This window comes from Aurantibacillus circumpalustris (genome assembly GCF_029625215.1).
In the GTDB taxonomy this organism is placed as follows: domain Bacteria; phylum Bacteroidota; class Bacteroidia; order B-17B0; family Aurantibacillaceae; genus Aurantibacillus; species Aurantibacillus circumpalustris.
Genome location: NZ_CP121197.1, coordinates 3,691,063 through 3,709,735 on the forward strand (window position 1 = coordinate 3,691,063; position 18,673 = coordinate 3,709,735).

Annotated in this window: 19 protein-coding genes; 17 read left to right on the forward strand and 2 right to left on the reverse strand. The window is 35.8% G+C overall.

What is annotated here, in order from left to right:
* The first annotated feature begins 16 nt into the window (after positions 1-16).
* The 4 genes from P2086_RS15285 (at position 17) to P2086_RS15300 (ending at position 4,677) form a co-directional block, all read left to right on the forward strand.
* Positions 17-2,428, forward strand: a complete 2,412-nt coding sequence (locus P2086_RS15285; RefSeq protein ID WP_317897620.1) for a heavy metal translocating P-type ATPase — start codon at positions 17-19, stop codon at positions 2,426-2,428.
* 125 nt (positions 2,429-2,553) lie between these two features.
* Positions 2,554-3,255 (forward strand): VIT1/CCC1 transporter family protein, encoded by a 702-nt coding sequence (locus tag P2086_RS15290; protein WP_317897621.1) that lies wholly within the window; start codon positions 2,554-2,556, stop codon positions 3,253-3,255.
* Positions 3,256-3,274: 19 nt separating this feature from the next.
* Complete coding sequence (locus P2086_RS15295; RefSeq protein ID WP_317897622.1) at positions 3,275-3,769, forward strand: DUF2231 domain-containing protein; 495 nt, start codon at positions 3,275-3,277, stop codon at positions 3,767-3,769.
* 2 nt (positions 3,770-3,771) lie between these two features.
* A complete protein-coding gene (locus P2086_RS15300; RefSeq protein WP_317897623.1) occupies positions 3,772-4,677 on the forward strand; it encodes a bestrophin family protein in 906 nt (301 codons plus the stop codon).
* A 240-nt stretch (positions 4,678-4,917) separates the two neighbouring features.
* On the opposite strand, the gene P2086_RS15305 is transcribed toward P2086_RS15300, so the two are convergent.
* On the reverse strand, positions 4,918-5,562 hold the full coding sequence (locus P2086_RS15305; protein WP_317897624.1) for an outer membrane beta-barrel protein: 645 nt from the start codon (positions 5,560-5,562) through the stop codon (positions 4,918-4,920).
* A gap of 327 nt (positions 5,563-5,889) precedes the next feature.
* Here P2086_RS15305 and P2086_RS15310 point away from each other — a divergent pair, with 327 nt between their 5' ends.
* The 10 genes from P2086_RS15310 (at position 5,890) to P2086_RS15355 (ending at position 13,827) form a co-directional block, all read left to right on the forward strand.
* Positions 5,890-6,120, forward strand: a complete 231-nt coding sequence (locus P2086_RS15310; protein ID WP_317897625.1) for a hypothetical protein — start codon at positions 5,890-5,892, stop codon at positions 6,118-6,120.
* Positions 6,114-6,428, forward strand: a complete 315-nt coding sequence (locus tag P2086_RS15315; RefSeq protein WP_317897626.1) for a type II toxin-antitoxin system RelE/ParE family toxin — start codon at positions 6,114-6,116, stop codon at positions 6,426-6,428. Before P2086_RS15310 ends, P2086_RS15315 begins: the two co-directional genes overlap by 7 nt.
* Before the next feature lie 183 nt (positions 6,429-6,611).
* Positions 6,612-7,151, forward strand: a complete 540-nt coding sequence (locus P2086_RS15320; RefSeq protein ID WP_317897627.1) for a hypothetical protein — start codon at positions 6,612-6,614, stop codon at positions 7,149-7,151.
* A 223-nt stretch (positions 7,152-7,374) separates the two neighbouring features.
* Entirely contained in the window at positions 7,375-7,608 is a 234-nt protein-coding gene (ccoS, locus tag P2086_RS15325) for a cbb3-type cytochrome oxidase assembly protein CcoS (RefSeq protein WP_317897628.1), read from the forward strand.
* Entirely contained in the window at positions 7,599-9,737 is a 2,139-nt protein-coding gene (ccoN, locus tag P2086_RS15330) for a cytochrome-c oxidase, cbb3-type subunit I (protein ID WP_317897629.1), read from the forward strand. The genes ccoS and ccoN overlap by 10 nt, the downstream gene beginning before the upstream one ends.
* 19 nt (positions 9,738-9,756) lie before the next feature.
* Positions 9,757-9,930 (forward strand): CcoQ/FixQ family Cbb3-type cytochrome c oxidase assembly chaperone, encoded by a 174-nt coding sequence (locus P2086_RS15335; protein WP_317897630.1) that lies wholly within the window; start codon positions 9,757-9,759, stop codon positions 9,928-9,930.
* A 3-nt stretch (positions 9,931-9,933) separates the two neighbouring features.
* A complete protein-coding gene (locus P2086_RS15340) occupies positions 9,934-11,121 on the forward strand; it encodes a cbb3-type cytochrome c oxidase N-terminal domain-containing protein (RefSeq protein WP_317897631.1) in 1,188 nt (395 codons plus the stop codon).
* Between the two features lie 8 nt (positions 11,122-11,129).
* On the forward strand, positions 11,130-12,608 hold the full coding sequence (gene ccoG, locus P2086_RS15345) for a cytochrome c oxidase accessory protein CcoG (protein WP_317897632.1): 1,479 nt from the start codon (positions 11,130-11,132) through the stop codon (positions 12,606-12,608).
* Positions 12,609-12,646: 38 nt separating this feature from the next.
* Positions 12,647-13,084 (forward strand): FixH family protein, encoded by a 438-nt coding sequence (locus tag P2086_RS15350; protein WP_317897633.1) that lies wholly within the window; start codon positions 12,647-12,649, stop codon positions 13,082-13,084.
* On the forward strand, positions 13,081-13,827 hold the full coding sequence (locus tag P2086_RS15355; RefSeq protein WP_317897634.1) for a sulfite exporter TauE/SafE family protein: 747 nt from the start codon (positions 13,081-13,083) through the stop codon (positions 13,825-13,827). The genes P2086_RS15350 and P2086_RS15355 overlap by 4 nt, the downstream gene beginning before the upstream one ends.
* A gap of 75 nt (positions 13,828-13,902) precedes the next feature.
* Here P2086_RS15355 and P2086_RS15360 read toward each other — a convergent pair whose 3' ends face one another.
* Positions 13,903-15,183 (reverse strand): NAD(P)/FAD-dependent oxidoreductase, encoded by a 1,281-nt coding sequence (locus P2086_RS15360; protein WP_317897635.1) that lies wholly within the window; start codon positions 15,181-15,183, stop codon positions 13,903-13,905.
* Between the two features lie 601 nt (positions 15,184-15,784).
* Between P2086_RS15360 and P2086_RS15365 the strand changes: the two genes are divergently transcribed.
* From P2086_RS15365 to P2086_RS15375, 3 genes are all read left to right on the forward strand, one after another.
* Positions 15,785-16,666, forward strand: coding sequence for a Cbp1 family collagen-binding glycoprotein adhesin (locus P2086_RS15365; protein ID WP_317897636.1), 882 nt, complete (start codon positions 15,785-15,787; stop codon positions 16,664-16,666).
* A 106-nt stretch (positions 16,667-16,772) separates the two neighbouring features.
* Entirely contained in the window at positions 16,773-17,501 is a 729-nt protein-coding gene (locus P2086_RS15370) for a hypothetical protein (RefSeq protein WP_317897637.1), read from the forward strand.
* Positions 17,502-17,673: 172 nt separating this feature from the next.
* A complete protein-coding gene (locus tag P2086_RS15375) occupies positions 17,674-18,657 on the forward strand; it encodes a hypothetical protein (protein ID WP_317897638.1) in 984 nt (327 codons plus the stop codon).
* The last annotated feature ends 16 nt before the right edge of the window (positions 18,658-18,673 follow it).

An 18,673-nucleotide genomic window follows, 5' to 3' on the forward strand; every position in this document is an offset into this window, starting at 1 on the left:
ACCCTAAGGCAGATCTATGTCAGAAAACACCGTAGATAAATCTAAAGAAATAGTTTGCTACCATTGTGGTGAAGACTGTGATGATACTTCCATACATAAAGAGGAAAAGATTTTTTGTTGTGAAGGCTGCAAGATGGTGTTTGAGATCATTAATGAAAATGGACTCTGTGAATATTACGACCTCGATAAAAATCCAGGAATTGCACAAAAAACAAAAGTACGCGCAGGCAAATTTGCTTTCTTAGACAATGCTGAAGTAACCACTAAATTGGTGCATTTTTCGGAAGGAGATCAAAAGCACATCACGTTTTACTTGCCACAAATGCATTGCAGCAGCTGCATTTGGCTGCTTGAGCATTTACCCAAATTACACAAAGGCGTTATTCAATCTCAGGTAAATTTTCTTAAAAAAGAAATCACTGTGGTTTTTGATTCCACACGTGTTACATTAAAAGTTTTAGCAGAACTTCTCAGTGAAATTGGCTACGAGCCACATATTAGCTTAAACGATCTTTCAGATTCCAAAATAAGTAAGTACGATAAATCACGTTTGTACAAAATTGGCATAGCCGGTTTTTGTTTTGGGAACATCATGATGCTGAGTTTTCCAGAGTATTTTTCAAACGGCACCGACAATGATAAATCTTTACAAACCATTTTTAGTTTTATCAATTTGGGATTAGCACTCCCAGTCTTCTTTTACTGCGCCTCTGAATTTTTTACTTCGGCCTACAAAAGTTTGAAACAAAAATTTCTGAACATTGATGCGCCGATCGCCCTTGCCATCCTGATTACCTTTGCAAGAAGCATTTATGAAATCACGAGCTTCTCAGGTCCTGGCTACCTCGATTCTATGAGCGGCATTGTGTTTTTTATGCTGGTGGGCCGATTTTTTCAAAATAAAAGTTACGACACACTCAATTTCGATCGTGATTATAAATCTTACTTTCCACTCGGTGTCACTGTTTTAAACAACGATACCACGGAAACTCAAATTCCAGTTTCAGAATTAAAAAAAGGAAACCGTATTAAAATTCATAACAGTGAAATTATTCCTGCAGACGGAATTCTGTTTATGGGAAAGGCCACCATTGATTATAGTTTTGTAACGGGTGAATCTACTCCTGTTGAAAAAAACATCGGTGAAATTATTTACGCAGGAGGAAAACAATGCTCTGGCGCGATAGAACTAGAAGTGGTGAAAGAAGTTTCACAAAGCTATCTCACACAACTTTGGAACAACACCGCTTTTAAAAACAAAAAGAATCAACCTAAAGATTCTTTTATTCATTTAATCAGTCGTTATTTTACCTACGGTTTATTTAGCATTGCTTTAACAGCTGGTATTTACTGGAGTCTACAGGGTGGTGGTTTGGCATGGAACGCTGTAACCTCTATTTTGATTGTTGCTTGTCCTTGTGCATTGTTACTTTCGGCAACCTTTACGAATGGAAACATGATCAGCGTTTTGCAGAAATATAATTTCTTTGTAAAAAATGCAGAAGTACTTGAAACCATTTCTGAAACCGACACTTTGGTATTTGATAAAACGGGAACTATTACCCGCCAAGATACTTCAACCGCCACCTTTAGAGGTTGTGACTTAAACGACTATCATTTACAACTTATTCGTATGCTGGCGGCTCAATCCAGTCATCCATTAAGCAAAGCTATCGCTGCCTCCATTCCATTTCAAAAAAAATTATCTGTAAAAAATTATGTAGAAGAAGCCGGAAAAGGAAGTTCTGCCTTGATCAATAATGAATCTATCCGTATGGGTTCTTCGGAGTTTATAACCGGTGCGAGTTCAAAAGAAAATACGGATGGTAGTAAGGTTTATGTTTCGCACAACGAACAAGTTTTAGGTTGGTATTACATTAAAACGCCGTACCGTGAAAATCTTTCTGAAGTGATGAACGGACTTAAACAAAATTATCAGCTCGCTTTAATTTCTGGTGACACTAGTACAGAAGAAACTTATCTCAATAAATTATTTGGAAAAGAAGTGGAACTTCATTTTAATAAAAAACCGCAAGACAAACTCGATTACATTAAAAACCTTCAAAACAAAGGACATAAAGTGCTGATGATTGGTGACGGTTTAAACGACGCCGGTGCTCTGCAACAAAGCGAAGTAGGAATTGCCATCAGCGATAACATCAATAATTTTTCTCCTGGTAGCGATATTATTTTGGATGGCAAATCTTTCAATAAACTCAACGCCCTACTCGACTATTGTAGAAAAGAGAAACAAATTATTTACGGAAGTTTTATCATCTCTTTATTATACAATGTAGTTGGTTTAAGTTTTGCCGTGCAAGGAACACTTTCCCCTGTTATTGCGGCGATTCTGATGCCAATTAGTTCTATTTCTATTGTGCTTTATACGACTGTTGCCAGTAGATGGTTTGCGAGGAAGTTGGGCTAGATTTGAAATCTCACTTGTCTTTTTTAATAAGCACGAATGAAACAAATGAAATATATTTTGTGCGCCAAGCCAATAGTTAGGCGTAATTTCAAGACAACCAACAGTAACAAGACAACAAATAGAATATGATAACAATCGACAACTACTTAGATAGCCATTACATACACCGAAGCAACTGGTTGAGAGCTGCTGTTCTTGGAGCAAATGACGGAATAATTTCCGTTTCTAGTCTTGCAATAGGAGTGGCTGCTGCAAGTTCGACAAGAGAGCCGATTGTTTTAGCAACAGTCGCAGGACTTGTTGCTGGAGCTTTATCTATGGCAGCAGGCGAATATGTTTCGGTAAGTTCGCAAACCGACACTGAAAAGGCGGACATTGAAAGAGAAATTAAGGAACTAAAAGAAATGCCAGAAGAAGAACTTACTATTTTGGCTCAAATCTATGAGAAGCGTGGACTAAAAAAAGAAACCGCAAGACAAGTGGCAATTGAATTGACAGAAAAAGACGCTTTGGGAACACACATAAGAGATGAATTAGGCATCAACGAAATAAGTCAAGCAAATCCAATACAAGCTGCTTTTGCATCTGGAGCCTCTTTCACTGTTGGTGGCGTATTACCGCTTTTAGTTGTCCTTTTTGCAACTGTTAAAGGAATGGAATATTGGTTGTATGGTTTTACACTAATTTTCCTAATCATTTTAGGAGCGACATCTGCAAAAACAGGTGGTTCAAGCATTAAAAAAGCAATCTTGCGAATTACCATTTGGGGTACAATTGCAATGGTACTTTCTGCGTTAGTTGGTTACCTTTTTGGAGTAAATATTTAATTTTTAAAAACATAATAATATGAACGGAGCACATTGGCATTTAGCGGTAAATCATTTACCAATCATTTTCCCTATCGTGGGAGTAATCGTAATGACTACAGGACTTATTTCAAAATCAGAAGTTGTTAAACGAACGGCATTTATGATTTTTGTTTTCGGTGCATTAGCCGCAATAGCAGCTATGAATACAGGAGAAGGTGCAGAAGAAGTAGTAGAAAAAATAAATGGAGTTACGGAAAACTTCATAGAAAGCCACGAAGAAACAGCAGAAACATTCGCTATACTTTCTTATATTATAGGTGGAATTTCTTTGCTTGGACTTTGGGCGAGCTTTAAACAAAAAACATTTTCTTCCCTTATTTCAATTAGCACATTGATTTTTGCCTTTGTGGTATTATTCTTTGCTAACCAAACAGGTACAACTGGCGGTGAAATAAGACACACCGAAATAAGAAGCGGAAACAGTATTCCTGCGACAGACAATAATAACGCTGAAAAAGGCGAAGACGATTAAAAATGATAAAAACAGAAAGGCAAGGTTTACTTCATCTGCTAAAAATTGCAACACCGTTTATTATAATTACAACGGTATATACAATTTTTGTGCTTGCTCTTGAAGAATATTTCGGTGACCACATTTACAAAATATCTGGACAAATTGGTTCAGTATTTGGACTTGCGGTTGCTTTCTTTCTTGGTTTCAGGATGAACTCTGCCTATGACAGATGGTGGGAAGCAAGAAAAATATTTGGCGAATTGACTAACAATACACGAAGTTTTGTTGCAAAAATTTATGCTTACTATGGAAATGAACAACATTTCAAAGAAACCAAACAAAATGACATAAATCTCAAAGCACAAAAAATCATTGAGTTAAGCATTTTATACATAGGACAGCTAAAAAATGAAATGCACAACAACTTGCATCCAAAATTTGATGACCAAACAAACAAACTATTTTCTGAATTTAAGATAAACACAGAGAATAAAATTTCAAATGAGATTTTAGTAGCAATCACAAAGGACATTGAAGATAATTTTACAACATCTGCAAGAATTGAAAAAGGAGATTTGATGCAACATATCAATCGGTTTTATGACATTCAAGGAAAAGCAGAAAGAATAAAGAACACACCATTCCTTATGATTTACAGTGCATTCACAAAATTAATTGTAAATTTCTATGTAATCCTTATTCCACTATTTATTGGCGACATTGACTTGGGTGGTGAAGAAAGTGGATTTGAGTTTTTGGCTGTTCCTATTATGGTAATTATTAGCACAGCCTTTTTGACAATAAACAAACTTGCGAATTTGTATGGAGAACCTTTTTCTGAAAACAAAAAAACATCTGTAACCATTGACGACATTTGCAAGATAATCGAACAGAATTGTAATGAAGTATGCAGCAAACTGAAATAAAAACTGCGCCTAACACTATCCTTGGGAGTTTTATCGAATTGTTGGCTTCAGCTACCTACAAAAAAACACATTTGAATATTAAAACGAATCGCTTATTTTTAATTGCCACTCAATCGCTATAATTTATTTGTAAACGTTCGTATTATTTGATTGTGCGCCAAGCCAAGAGTTAGTAGTAAGTGGCGGAACAATTCCGTAAGACGAAAAACGCTTTGTTAGACAAAATACTTACTGGCCATTTTACTCGATGTCTTGCGATTGCCTGGTTCTTAAGGCCTTTAAGTTTATTTGACGGCTAACAGCAAGGATAATACCTCTATTGTAAACTGGATGAGAAGTTGCAGGTAATTGTTTTCGAACAGGAAGAAGTGAGTGAGTCAATCGTAATCCTACACGCCATTTGTCGTTAAATACGTAACCTGCACCTAGATTGAAAGAAAAGTCTTTTTTACTAATCGGATAAAGGTCGGTTTGGTACGGAAGTGCTCCTCCCTTTATATATTCTCCAGTATTGATTAATCCTGCTAAACTTGGACCAAATTCAAAGTAACCATTTTGCTTGTTATATTGGAAGAGGATTGGGACTTCAAAGTAATTTAGATTTAGCCAATAATCGCCATACTTGGGTTGATGAAGGCCTAGCCCAGTTCCTTTGCCAATTTGAGTTAGTTCAGCCTGTATAGTCCAACTTTTACTAATTTTTATCTGAACCCATATTCCACCCATGAAAGCAATTCTTGGTATTTTTTTTAAGGGACAGCCTGTAATAGTTTGCATTCCTGAACCAAATTTAAACCCAAACTTACATTGAGTTTTTAATTTACCTTGAGACCAAACATCAAGGCAAATAATTGACATGAAAAAAAAAATAAAAAGCTTTTTCATTGCTATTTAACGGAATGGTCATATAAAAATTGTGCTAATAACAACGCTGCCATTGGCGAACATTTAAACATAAGCTAAACCGTGTGTGCCACCATACTACTAACAGCGCCTAAGCACAATTTTTACGCGTTAGCACTCAAATACATAACTTGACATAACAAAAAAACGGCGCAAGGCTGTAAAACTTGACCAGTAATGCACGAAGACATCGCTTCAGGAAAAAACTCAAAGCAACAAAACACCAAAAATTCGACAAATTAACTAATGACGTCCTTACTTTGGCTTTACGACAGTTTTTCGTAAATTCGTATATTCAAAATCACTGACATGACTGCTACCGCTATAAAAAAACAAGTTGACAGCTACCTTCCATTGCTCTCGGATAAGCAGCAGATTTTGGTCCTTGAGATGATCAAGACCTTTTTAAATGTAGACAAAGATGCTAAGAGGATTACCCGTAAACAATATAACAAAGAAGTAAATGAAGCTGTTGATAGAATTGAAAAGGGAACTTCTGTTTCTCACAAAGAAGCTATTAAGGAATTATCTAAATGGTAAAGCCAATTTCCTTCAAAATAATATGGGACAGAAAAGCACTTGATCATTTTAAAGACATTTTAACTTATCTCGAAAAACAAAGTAATCAAGCTCCCAAAATCGTAAAAAGCACAATTCTCGCTCGCCTTGACGTTATTAAAACAAATCCTCTCATTTCTGAATTAGATGAATTAAAAGACGCTCCAAATAGGGATTTCAGAGCATTTGTAGTTTTTAGTTATCGAGTGACCTATCAAGTTAAATCCGACACAAAAGAAATTCGTATTCTTAGAATAAGACACACGAGTCGAGAACCGCTTGGTTATTAATCAACAGACAAGGTCAAATACTGTGTGTGGCGCAAGACTTAAAAAGACTAGTTGCAATAGATTGTATAGACTTTCAAAACAAAATTAAATCCAATTCCAATTAGCGAATAATGTAGCGCTTCCAATTCTTTTAATCAATCCTCACAATTTGTTGGTATTGGTTATAAACGTTTGTATTGTTTGATGGTGTCCCAAGCCTTTAGTTACCAGAAATGGCTTACCTTTAAAAGCAGCAATAATGCTGGACAACTAAGAACTGAGGAATTCTGGAATATAAATGACTACATAAAAATTAATAAGACACATCATTTGGACAACTATTTTGTGGAATTTCCATTTTGGAGAGGAAACAAAAGTAAATATCAACCATTCTTTGATTGGCAGACAAATTCATCATTAACTTGGTATCAAGCATACAATGAAACTAAACACGACAAGAATGATAAATTTGAGTTAGCCAATTTTGATAACCTACTAACTGCATTTACTGGACTTTTTGTGCTACTTTCTTCTCAGTTTAATTGTGAAGACTTTCAACCTGGCACTGGTTCAATTGCACTTGAAAGTGGTGATAGTTATTTTAATGGTGAATTTGGAATTGGCCAGTATTTAAAAATTGAATTTCCTAAAAACTGGGCAGATGCAGAGAAGTATGACTTTGATTGGAGTATTTTAAAAAATGAACCGACACGCTTTCAAAAATTCGACTTTAATACAATTTAGAGGAAACTAACTACAGCTCGCTGCACCTAAGCCACCCTCATTCAACAATCATTCAAAACCCTTTTTCTGCTTTAGATTAGCTGTAAACCATCTTATCTGTTATCCTACTATTTAGTCTGCTAGGAGTTTATCGAAGCGTAAACGAAGACCTGACAAAAATCATATTTCCTCCTGCGCATTGTCATAAGGCATAAAGTCGTTCTCAGGTATTTTTGGGTTCGAAATGAGTGTTATCATCATCTTAATTACAGCCAGTTTACTAATTGCCATCGGTTTTCTCGTGGCCTTTATCTGGTCGGTGAAAGCCGGGCAATACGAAGACGATTATACCCCTTCGGTAAGAATGTTGTTTGAGAACACCGTCGCACAAAAAACTTCTAAAAACTCCGAATTAGAAACAAAGAACTTGAAACCAGAAACAAGAAACAAACAAGAAATAAAAACACTATGGAAATAGAAAAATTTCAATACGACAACAAAATTGTAAAACAGTTTGCCTACGCCACCATGCTGTGGGGCCTTGTAGGAATGCTCGTTGGATTATTAGCCGCCTTGCAACTCGTTTGGCCCGTTTTTAATATGGATACCGCCTACACTACTTTTGGCAGAGTGCGCCCTATTCACACCAACGCCGTAATTTTTGCTTTTGTGGGGAACGGTATTTTTATGGGCGTTTATTATTCGCTTCAACGTTTATTAAAAGCCAGAATGTTTAGCGATTTTTTAAGTAAGATCCATTTCTGGGGCTGGCAACTCATTATTGTATTAGCAGCCGTAACGCTTGCCTTGGGTAAAACCACTGGTAAAGAATACGCTGAACTAGAATGGCCAATTGATATTTTAATTACACTGGTTTGGGTAGTATTTGGTTGGAACATGTTTGGAACGATTCTTCGTCGTCGTGAACGTCACTTGTATGTAGCCATTTGGTTTTACATTGCCACCTTCATAACGGTTGCCATGTTACACATTGTGAACTCTATCGAAATTCCAGTTTCGTTCTGGAAATCTTATCCTGTGTATGCAGGGGTTCAAGATGCTTTGGTACAATGGTGGTATGGTCATAACGCCGTTGCCTTTTTCTTAACCACTCCCTATTTAGGTTTAATGTATTACTTCCTTCCAAAAGCAGCTAACCGACCAGTTTATTCGTATCGTTTATCCATCATTCACTTTTGGGCACTTATCTTTTTATACATCTGGGCGGGTCCACATCACTTGCTTTACACTGCCCTCCCCGATTGGGCGCAATCTTTAGGAGTTGTTTTCTCCATCATGCTCATTGCTCCATCTTGGGGTGGTATGATTAACGGTTTATTAACCTTACGTGGTGCATGGGACAAAGTGCGTGACGATGTTGTTTTAAAATTCTTAGTAGTAGCGGTAACGGCTTACGGTATGGCGACTTTTGAAGGACCCTTACTTTCCATCAAATCTATTAATGCCATAAGTCATTATACTGATTGGACTGTTGCACACGTACACGTTGGAGCTCTTGGTTGGAATGGATTTTTAACCTTCGGTATTTTATATTGGTTGATTCCACGATTATTTGGTGTGAAATTATATTCACCAAAATTAGCCAACATGCACTTTTGGATTGGAACCTTAGGGATTATTTTATATGCCGTTCCAATGTACTTCGCTGGCATCATGCAAAGTTTAATGTGGAAAGAATTTACTCCAGAAGGTCAGTTAAAATGGCAGTTTATGGATACGGTGACTAAGATGATTCCTTTCTACGCAGCGCGTGCAGCAGGTGGACTTTTATTCTTAACCGGAGCCATTATGATGGTTTACAATTTAATTAAAACTGTAAAATCAGGTTCTTTAATTGCCAACGAAGAAGCAGAAGCTCCAGCACTTGCTCCGACTTATAAAGCCCATGCAGGCGATCACTGGCACCGTTGGATTGAACGCAGACCAGTACAAATGTTGGTTCTGAGTTTGGTAGTAGTAATTATTGGTGGTGTAATCGAATTAATTCCAACCTTTTTAATACAAACAAACATTCCAACTATTTCAAGTGTAAAACCTTATACGCCGCTTGAGTTAGAAGGAAGAGATATTTATGTGCGAGAAGGTTGTTATACCTGTCACTCACAAATGATTCGACCATTTAGAAGTGAAACCGCCCGTTACGGTGAATATTCAAAAGCAGGGGAATTTGTTTACGATCATCCTTTTCAATGGGGTTCTAAACGTACTGGTCCTGATTTGGCGAGAATTGGCGGCAAATATCCAGACAGTTGGCATTACAACCACATGATGGATCCTACGTCGATGTCACCGGGTTCTATCATGCCATCTTATCCTTGGTTGTTAGATGATAAAATAAATGCGGCTGCTGTGTTATCAAAAATCAGAGCCATGCAACGTTTAGGTGTTCCATATCCAGAAGGCTACGAAAAAATAGCACCAGAAGATATGGAAAAACAAGCCAAAGAAATTGCAGAAAGTCTGAAAAAGGATGGCATTCGTACTGCGCCAGATAAAGAGATTATTGCAGTGATTGCCTACCTACAAAGAATGGGCAAAGATATTAAGGCAGCTCCGAAAGAAGAGATCTCAAAATTGACGAATTAAAATTTTTAAAACTAAAAGTATGAAATACAAACATTATTTAGAAACGATTGCAGGTATAGGCATTTACCCACTCATTTCCTTCGTTCTGTTTTTTGTCTTTTTTCTTTTCGTAAGCTATTATGTTTTACGTTCAGACAAAAAACACATTGACGAGGTAGCAAACATTCCTTTAGATAATAATGAAAAATTTTAGCATATGAACACAAAAAAAACAACTACAAAAAAAAGTTTAAAAGCAGCAGCGCTGTTCTTGCTACTGCCCTTTGTTTCATTAGCTCAGGAAAACACAGCAGCTTCAAGCAGCTATTTTTCAAATGCCTTGTTTAATACCTTATTGGTTACCATTATTCTGTTGGCAATCATCGTAATGGCTTTAAGCAATGTGTTGAAAAATTTATCAAATTCAGATGCCTTGCTAAATCTGATTAAAGGAAAAGATAAAAATCAAACGCCACCTTCGGTAAAAAGCAGCGCTATTTTTATTTTTCTCATGTTTGCCGGATCATCGCTTTTTGCGCAAGGATCAGCAGCAGCGGATGATGGTCGTATCGGAGGATTAGATGGATTCACCTTCTACACCATGACAATTGTAATTTTTTTAGAATTAATCGTTGTTGCAGTACTTATATACACTTTAAAATTCCTTCTCAAAACAAGTGTCCCTGATTCCGTTAAAGCTAAAATGGCAGAAGAACCAGCAATAGTAGAAACGATTCTTAAAAAATTAAGTGGCGCGGTTGATATTGACAAAGAAGAAAGCATCCTACTCGATCACGATTACGATGGCATTAAAGAATTAGACAACGATTTGCCGCCATGGTGGAAGTACGGTTTTTACTTAACCATTGTTGTAGCAGTTGTTTATCTCATCAATTATCATGTTACTAAAACAGCTCCTTTACAAGCAGAAGAATATCACTTGGCCATGAAGAAAGCAGAAGCTGACATTGCGGAATTCATGAAAACCTCTGCTAACAATGTAGATGAGAATACCGTGAAAATGCTGGATAGCCCAAGCGATCTAGCAGCAGGAAAAGACATTTTTATTTCTACTTGCGCGGCTTGTCATGGTAAATTTGGTGAAGGAACGGTAGGTCCGAATTTAACCGATGATTATTGGATTCACTCTGGTAGTGTGAGAGAAATTTTTAAAACCATTAAATATGGTTGGCCAGATAAAGGAATGAAATCGTGGAAAGAAGATTTTTCGCCCATACAAATTGCACAATTAACCAGTTATATCAGAACGCTACGTGGAACCAATCCTCCTAAACCAAAAGATAAACAAGGGGACTTATATGTAGAAGAAGCTGTTTCAGATTCTACCAGTACACCGAGCGATTCACTGCAAATAAAATTGGCAGTTGATTCTCTTAAAAAATAAAAACTAAAATGCCAACGAACTCAGACGAACAAAAACAAGAAAGCTTTAGAGACTCCATTGCAACCATTGACAAAGAAGGCAAAAGAGCCTGGATCTATCCTACAAAACCAAAAGGAAGATTATTCAATTTGCGTGCTTACCTAAGTTATGTTTATTTGATCGTTTTTTTTGGATTACCGTTTTTAAAGTACAATGGCGAACCGCTTTTCTTAATCAATATTCTTGAAAGAAAATTTATTCTTTTCGGGAGCATTTTTTGGCCACAAGATTTTTTTATTTTTGGTTTAGGTCTTTTAATTTTCATCGTATTTATTGCACTCTTCACTGTTATTTTCGGACGCGTATTCTGCGGCTGGGCTTGCCCGCAAACCATTTTTATGGAAATGCTTTTCCGGAGAATAGAATATTTGGTGGATGGTGATGCCAATTACCAAAGAGCGCTAAAAAAAATGCCCTGGAACCTAGAGAAAATAACTAAAAGAACAGTTAAGTCTGTTTTATTTTTTATGCTTTCTTTTTTGATTGCCAACACTTTTTTATCTTATTTAATTGGGATGGATGAAGTTTTAAAAATCGTGAAAGAACCCCTTTCGAAAAACGTTGGCACATTCACTTCTTTAATGATTTTTACCAGTGTTTTCTTTTTTGTGTATTCTTGGTTTCGTGAACAAGTATGTTTAATTGTTTGTCCTTACGGAAGAATGCAAGGCGTTTTATTGGACAAAGAAAGCATTGTGGTAGCTTACGATTATGTGCGCGGAGAGCCTCGTCACAAATTCACAAAAAAAGTGGATGAGAGTAAGGGTGATTGTATTGACTGTGGATTATGCGTAAAAGTTTGTCCAACAGGAATAGACATTCGCAACGGAACACAATTGGAGTGCGTGAATTGTACCGCTTGTATCGACGCCTGTGATAGCATTATGGAAAGTGTAAAACTTCCAAAAGGTTTAATTCGTTTTGATTCTGAAAAAGGAATTGCGGAAAATAAAAAATTACGTTTCACAACCCGTATGAAAGCTTACAGCGCTGTGTTGCTTGTTTTAATTGGCATTGAAACCTTACTGTTATCCACCCGTTCCGATTACGATGCCACTGTGCTTCGCGCTAAAGGCATGTTGTATCAGGAACAGCCCAATGATCAAATCAGTAATTTATATACCATTAAACTCATTAATAAAACACGCGACAGTTTACCTGTGGAAGTCCGCATTGAAAACATGGATGGAAAAGTGGAAGTAATTGGCAAAGCATTAGGTGTAGCAGAAGAAAACGTGTCGCAAGGTGAGTTTTTTGTTTACTTGAATAAAAATCTCATTAAAGAGCGCAAAACAAAACTTGTTTTAGGAATTTATACCAACAACAAAAAAATAAAAACCGTTAAAACAAACTTTTTGGGTCCAGTAGATTACGATGATGAAGACGAACATGATAGACATGATAAACAGGATGATGAAGATTCCAATAAAAAAGAAGAACACGATTAGCGTATTAAATAACAATTAATATTTAAAAAAATAAGATTATGAATTGGGGAACAAAAATAACCATCCTATACCTGAGCTTTGTAGCGCTTATTCTAGGTCTTGCCTTCATTTGTTTTGGAGAAAGCGTTGAATTAGAAACAGCAGACTACTACGCCAAAGAATTAAAATTTCAAGATCAATTGGACGCAACTGAAAACGCAAATAATTTAGACACTCCAGTGCGTCATATTATTCGCGACCGATCGGTACAACTTATCTTTCCCTTAGAATTACTATCAAAAAACTTCTCAGGAAGCGTTTATTTTATGCGTCCTTCGAATTCTTCGCAAGACAAAACAGTTCCCTTATCGCTAGGAATAGAAGGGATGCAAATGATTGATCCGGGTTTTACAAAGGGTGTGTATAAAATGCAAATTAATTTTACTAGCAATGGTAAAAACTATTACAAGGAAGACATTATCAATTTTCAAAAATGATTTTATTTTGGGCCGCCATATCTTTAGGCTTCCTCGGTAGCTTCCACTGTGTGGGCATGTGTGGTCCTATTGCCTTAGCGCTTCCCATTGGTCAATTAAATTCAGTTCAACGCTTCTTCTCTGTGTTGTTATACAATTTCGGGAGAATGTTTACCTACGCCATTTTTGGATTAATTTTCGGTGCGCTTGGTAAATCCTTTGCTTTATTTGGATACCAGCAAGCCTTGTCCATCACACTCGGTATTCTTATTTTATTAGGATTATTTCTACCAAAAAAAATAATTTCTAAATGGAGCATAACTTCTTCTATCTATACTTTCTTTAATAAACTCAAAACAAAACTTTCTAGTCTATTTTCAAAAGAAGGTAAAAAAACCTTGTTCTTAATCGGAATTTTAAACGGTTTATTACCTTGCGGATTAGTCTACATGGCAGTTGCAGGAGCTATCGCCACTTCCGATATTTTAAAAGGAAGTATTTTTATGGCGGTATTTGGATTGGGTACTTTTCCGGTAATGATTGCTCTACCTTACTTCGGAAACAGAATCAATTTGACTTTTCGTAACAAAATAAGGAAAGTCGTTCCTGTATTTTTAGGAGTTATGGCAGTTCTGTTAATTGTAAGAGGATTAAATTTGGGAATTCCTTATCTGAGTCCACAGCACAACTTCACTAAATCTGAAATTCCAACGTGTCATACTGTAGCAGGAAATAAAATTTGTTGGGGTTCAAATCACCAATAACTCTTGGAAATTGTCTTGTCTAAAATTTTCAGCTATTTAATTCTCAAAAAACTCATTGCAAAATCCATGCAATTACTAGGAGCTTTGTCCATCCGTTGGCTGGTCTTTTTTATTTGAATCAGAAAGTATAAGCCGTAAGGAAGTATCTTTAGTAACATAGGCCCAGGCCCAATTAATAAATATGATGAGTTTATTTCTAACGCTCAGAATCAACATTAAATGTAAAAACATCCAAACAAGCCAGGCGAAGTACCCTTTAAAACTTACAAATGGTAAATCAACTACGGCTTTATTGGTTCCTACAGTAGCCATTGAACCAAGATCCTTGTATTCAAACTCTTTCGTTTTTTTGTTTTCACTTATTGCTTTAAGATTCTTTGCGAGTAACTTGGCTTGATTAATAGCAACGTTTGCTAATTGGGGATGGCCTTTAGGATACTTTGGTGTCGTCATAAAAGCAATGTCACCAACCGCAAAAATATTTTCTGTTTCAGCAACTTGGTTAATCCGGTTCACTTTAAAACGACTACCTTGTGCGTACACATCATCTGAAAAACCTTCAATCCTGTTTCCTGTTACGCCAGCCGCCCAGAGTACAGTTTTTGTTTTGATCTGATTTCCATTACTTAAGGTCAGCAACTCACCATCATAATCTTTTACAAAAGTTTCTGTATAAACCTCCACACCCATTTGTGTTAAATAAGCATGAGAAGCTTTTTTCGCCACATCACTCATGGCATTCAAAGTGTGTTTACTGCCTTCAACCAGAATAATTTTGAATTTTGAAAAATCTATTCCCTTATAATCTTTTGGCAAGACATGTTTTTTTATTTCTGTAAAAGCTCCAGATAACTCAACACCTGTAGGTCCGGCGCCTACAATTACCAGGTTTAATAAACTCTCTTTTTCAAAATCATTTGACGAAATTACTTTCTCAAAAGTCTGCAAAATGTGATTACGAATGGTAATTGCCTCATAAGTTGATTTAAGTGTAAAAGCATTTTTTGCAATGTTTTCATTTCCAAAAAAATTTGTCTTACAACCAACAGCCATCACCAAATAATCGTATTCAAAATCTCCAATCGTCGTGCTAAGAGTATTCTTTAATTTATCTACAGATAAAACTTCTGCGAGCCGTATTTGCACATTGGATTTGTTCTTAAAAATATTTCTTAAAGGAAAAGAAATGCTGGAAGGTTCAATTTGCGAGGTTGCTACCTGATAAAATAAAGGTTGAAATTGATGGTGATTTAATTTATCAATGAGTAATACATCAAATAAACGTTCATCGAGATTTCTTGTCAACTGAATACCAGCGAATCCGCCACCTACGATAATTATCTTTTTCTTTGCCATGATAAACATTCCTCTCTACTATTTGCACTAAAATAGCGCAACTATTTAAAAACAAAGTTACACCCTCACTTATTAATTGACAACTATTAAGCGTTTAGAATTCACCTAAAGAATAGAAAAACTGTTAATTAAAAACACTGCTCTTCTAAGAATATCGACCTAATCTAGCGCTGAATCTGAAATAAGTTTTAGTTTATCGCTATTTGTTTCGGAATGAATTTTTTCAGGCAATTAAAGACGTTTTTTGAATAGGAGGTTACCAGCACTGATGACTTTATCGCTTAAGTGTTACTTTTCTTGGCAAAACCCGAAAAGCCTTACCCTATGTACCGAAAATACTGCGTTTTTACTCATTTAGTAGTCCTAATTTCGATATTCCTTATGTGATTCCTAAAATAAAAACCAACTCCAGTATTCCTACTTGTCACCCTAAAACGGCTAATAAAATTTGTCTACCAAATTAAGTTAGACAAGTCATTCTCAGATTGGTCGAAATTCAAGGGAGCTTTCCTTCATCTTTTACTAACAAGTCTTGCATGGAGAAAAAAGATATTTACCTTTGAAAGAATAATTATTAAACTAATCCCTTAAAAAAAACCATATGAAATTAATCGCTAAAAGAGCCTTTGTATTTTTATTTACAGCTGGACTATTGTTTAACTCTTGTACCAACAAGGAAAAAGAAGAGGCTGCTCTACAACAAGTACAATTAGTGAGTTCATCTAAAGATTCGCTAGAAAATGAAATGGTAAACATTATGGATGAGATTAATAAAAATCTCGACATGATTCGCGACAAGCAGGGCATGGTGGCAAACACTTCTTCTAAAGAAAGTTTAACAAAAAAAGAAGAAATTTTGCATAACATTAGTTTGATTAATGCTTTATTAGAAGACAATAAATACAAAATCGATCAACTGACAAAACAATCTAAAAAGCTTGGCAAACAAAACAGTGCCATGGCTAAAATCGCTAAACAAACCAAAGAACGTATCGAAAAACAAGAACAAGAAATTGCGATGTTAAAAGAACAATTGGCTCAAGCAGAATTTCAGATTGCCGATTTAAATAATAAATTGGACGAATCTCAAATGGCAAACGAAGTATTAAGTTCGGAAAAAGCCCTTTTAACGGAGACCAATTCAAAGTTAGATAAGGACTTAAACAAAGCCTATTTTACTTATGGTACTTACAAAGAATTGAAAGAAAAAAGCATTGTTGAGAAAAAAGGTGGCTTTTTAGGGGTTGGAAAAAAAGAAGCTTTGGCAAGCGCTTTTACAAAAAACAGATCATCGTTTACAGAGATTGATATTCGCGAGGCAAAATCAATTCCAATCCAAGGAAAAAAACCAAAAATGGTAACACATCATCCAGAAGGTTCTTATACCTGGACAGAAGGAGAAAATGATTTTGCTACGCTTAACATTACCAAACCAGAAGAATTTTGGAGTACTTCTAAATTTTTGGTAGTTGAGATTAAGTAGAACCTGTTTAGTTGCTATGAATCAGAATTGGATTCAGAATTTGTCAGATTAATTTGAATAGTATACATTTGAGAGTACTTTAGTATAAACCTAAAAACATATAAAAATGAAATTAACACACAAAATTACCACCTTAAGCTTTGCATTAGCAATGGTAGGTGTAACTTTTTTTAGTCCAGGTTGTAAAAAAAGTTGTACGGCTCCTGCTATTACATCATCAGCGGCATCAAGTGTAACCAATAGCAGCTACGATTTTACAGCTAATGTAACAGAGATAGATGATCAATCTCTTATTTCAATGACTTTAAATGGAGCTTCCGTTCCTTTCACTTACAATACCTCCAGTCATGAATTAAAAGCAACTATCACTTTAGCAGCGGGTGCTAATAATATTGTAATTACAGCAAAGGGTTGTGAAACTAAGACCGGTAACTTTAGTATCACTTATGATAGCCCTACTATGAGATTGACGGGCAAAAATTTTAAATTGACTGCTTTTACGGTTAATCCAGCCATTCCGCCATTTGGTTCAGATATTTACAATCAAATCCCTTCTTGTTCTCAAGATAATCTTTCTAAATTCAACGCAAACTTTACAATTACTAATGACGAAGGGGCCACAAAATGTAATTCCGCTGACCCTCAAACAACCTCGGGTGGCACTTGGGCATGGAACACAAATGAAACAATTCTTACTGTAACTGATCCTGATCCAACTGTAGGCTCTATTAGTATTACTATTCTAACCAACGACGGCACGACTTTAAAAGGAACTGTTTCAGAAGTAATTAATAGTGTTAATTATACTTACACGTATACCTTCACTAAACAATAAGAGTTTCTGTTTTGAAAATAAAAAAGGCTGTCGCTATTTTCGGCAGCCTTTTTTTTATGCTATTTTTTATGACACTAATTTTAAGGTAATAATAATCTAATTAGAGCTGTTGTTCAATTAAAAGAATAGCATATATTTGATTGTTATTACAATAGAATCCAAAACCTAACAAATGAAATTAGCAGCCAAAATTATCACTCTAAGCTTTGCAGTAGTTTTAGTGATCTTTACAATTTTGTTTTCAAGTTGTAAAAAAAGTTGCAATGCTCCAGTAATATCCTCATCCGCGCAAAACACTGTGAATACGAGTACCTACGAATTCATCGCCAACATAACTGAGATAGATAACGCATCGCTCATCATATTTACTGTGAACGGGGTTACTACTCCGTTTAGTTATAATGCTTCAACGCATGTGTTAATCGCAAATATTTCCTTAAATCCTGGAACAAACAATATATCCATCACAGCAAACGGGTGTGAAGTTAAAACAGCCAACTTTAATATAGTGTACGATTTTTGTAATACAATTATAGTAACCTCTAATGCACAAGGCACGGTAAATTCTAGCTCATACCAATTCAGTGCTAACATAACAGAAATAGTTGATCCAAATTTAATTACACTTACATTAAATGGAAATTCAATGGCCTTCAATTATAACACTTCAAGTCATATATTGACGGCGAATCTTATTTTAAGTACAGGATTAAACAACATAGTTATTGCCGCAAAAGGATGTGAAGCTAAATCCGTTACTTATACTATTACTTATGCTAGCGCCACTTCAAGATTGACCGACAAAAATTTTAAGTTAAGTGCTTATACAATAAATCCTGCATTACCTGGTTATGGATCCGATATTTATTCCCAGCTTCCTTCTTGCTCTCAAGATGACCTTATTAGGTTTAACGCGAACTATACAGTGACTAATGACGAAGGTCTAACAAAATGCAATGCTTCTGACCCACAAACAAAATCTGATGGTAGTTGGGCTTGGAACAATACTGAGACAATTCTAACAATTAGTGAACCTGGTTCAAACACTGTTAGCTGGAATATTATAACTAATGACGGTACTACACTACAAGCAAGTTTTTCTGAAGTGTACAACGGTGTGAATTACACCTATATGATTACTTGGATAAAACAATAAAGAGTAATCTAATAAA

Excerpts from the sequence above, each read along its gene's own strand:
- P2086_RS15285 (WP_317897620.1), top strand. The coding sequence starts at position 17 with ATGTCAGAAAACACCGTAGATAAATCTAAAGAAATAGTTTGCTACCAT.
- P2086_RS15290 (WP_317897621.1), top strand. The coding sequence starts at position 2,554 with ATGATAACAATCGACAACTACTTAGATAGCCATTACATACACCGAAGC.
- P2086_RS15295 (WP_317897622.1), top strand. The coding sequence starts at position 3,275 with ATGAACGGAGCACATTGGCATTTAGCGGTAAATCATTTACCAATCATT.
- P2086_RS15300 (WP_317897623.1), top strand. The coding sequence starts at position 3,772 with ATGATAAAAACAGAAAGGCAAGGTTTACTTCATCTGCTAAAAATTGCA.
- P2086_RS15305 (WP_317897624.1), bottom strand. The coding sequence starts at position 5,562 with ATGAAAAAGCTTTTTATTTTTTTTTTCATGTCAATTATTTGCCTTGAT.
- P2086_RS15310 (WP_317897625.1), top strand. The coding sequence starts at position 5,890 with ATGACTGCTACCGCTATAAAAAAACAAGTTGACAGCTACCTTCCATTG.
- P2086_RS15315 (WP_317897626.1), top strand. The coding sequence starts at position 6,114 with ATGGTAAAGCCAATTTCCTTCAAAATAATATGGGACAGAAAAGCACTT.
- P2086_RS15320 (WP_317897627.1), top strand. The coding sequence starts at position 6,612 with ATGGTGTCCCAAGCCTTTAGTTACCAGAAATGGCTTACCTTTAAAAGC.
- ccoS (WP_317897628.1), top strand. The coding sequence starts at position 7,375 with ATGAGTGTTATCATCATCTTAATTACAGCCAGTTTACTAATTGCCATC.
- ccoN (WP_317897629.1), top strand. The coding sequence starts at position 7,599 with ATGGAAATAGAAAAATTTCAATACGACAACAAAATTGTAAAACAGTTT.
- P2086_RS15335 (WP_317897630.1), top strand. The coding sequence starts at position 9,757 with ATGAAATACAAACATTATTTAGAAACGATTGCAGGTATAGGCATTTAC.
- P2086_RS15340 (WP_317897631.1), top strand. The coding sequence starts at position 9,934 with ATGAACACAAAAAAAACAACTACAAAAAAAAGTTTAAAAGCAGCAGCG.
- ccoG (WP_317897632.1), top strand. The coding sequence starts at position 11,130 with ATGCCAACGAACTCAGACGAACAAAAACAAGAAAGCTTTAGAGACTCC.
- P2086_RS15350 (WP_317897633.1), top strand. The coding sequence starts at position 12,647 with ATGAATTGGGGAACAAAAATAACCATCCTATACCTGAGCTTTGTAGCG.
- P2086_RS15355 (WP_317897634.1), top strand. The coding sequence starts at position 13,081 with ATGATTTTATTTTGGGCCGCCATATCTTTAGGCTTCCTCGGTAGCTTC.
- P2086_RS15360 (WP_317897635.1), bottom strand. The coding sequence starts at position 15,183 with ATGGCAAAGAAAAAGATAATTATCGTAGGTGGCGGATTCGCTGGTATT.
- P2086_RS15365 (WP_317897636.1), top strand. The coding sequence starts at position 15,785 with ATGAAATTAATCGCTAAAAGAGCCTTTGTATTTTTATTTACAGCTGGA.
- P2086_RS15370 (WP_317897637.1), top strand. The coding sequence starts at position 16,773 with ATGAAATTAACACACAAAATTACCACCTTAAGCTTTGCATTAGCAATG.
- P2086_RS15375 (WP_317897638.1), top strand. The coding sequence starts at position 17,674 with ATGAAATTAGCAGCCAAAATTATCACTCTAAGCTTTGCAGTAGTTTTA.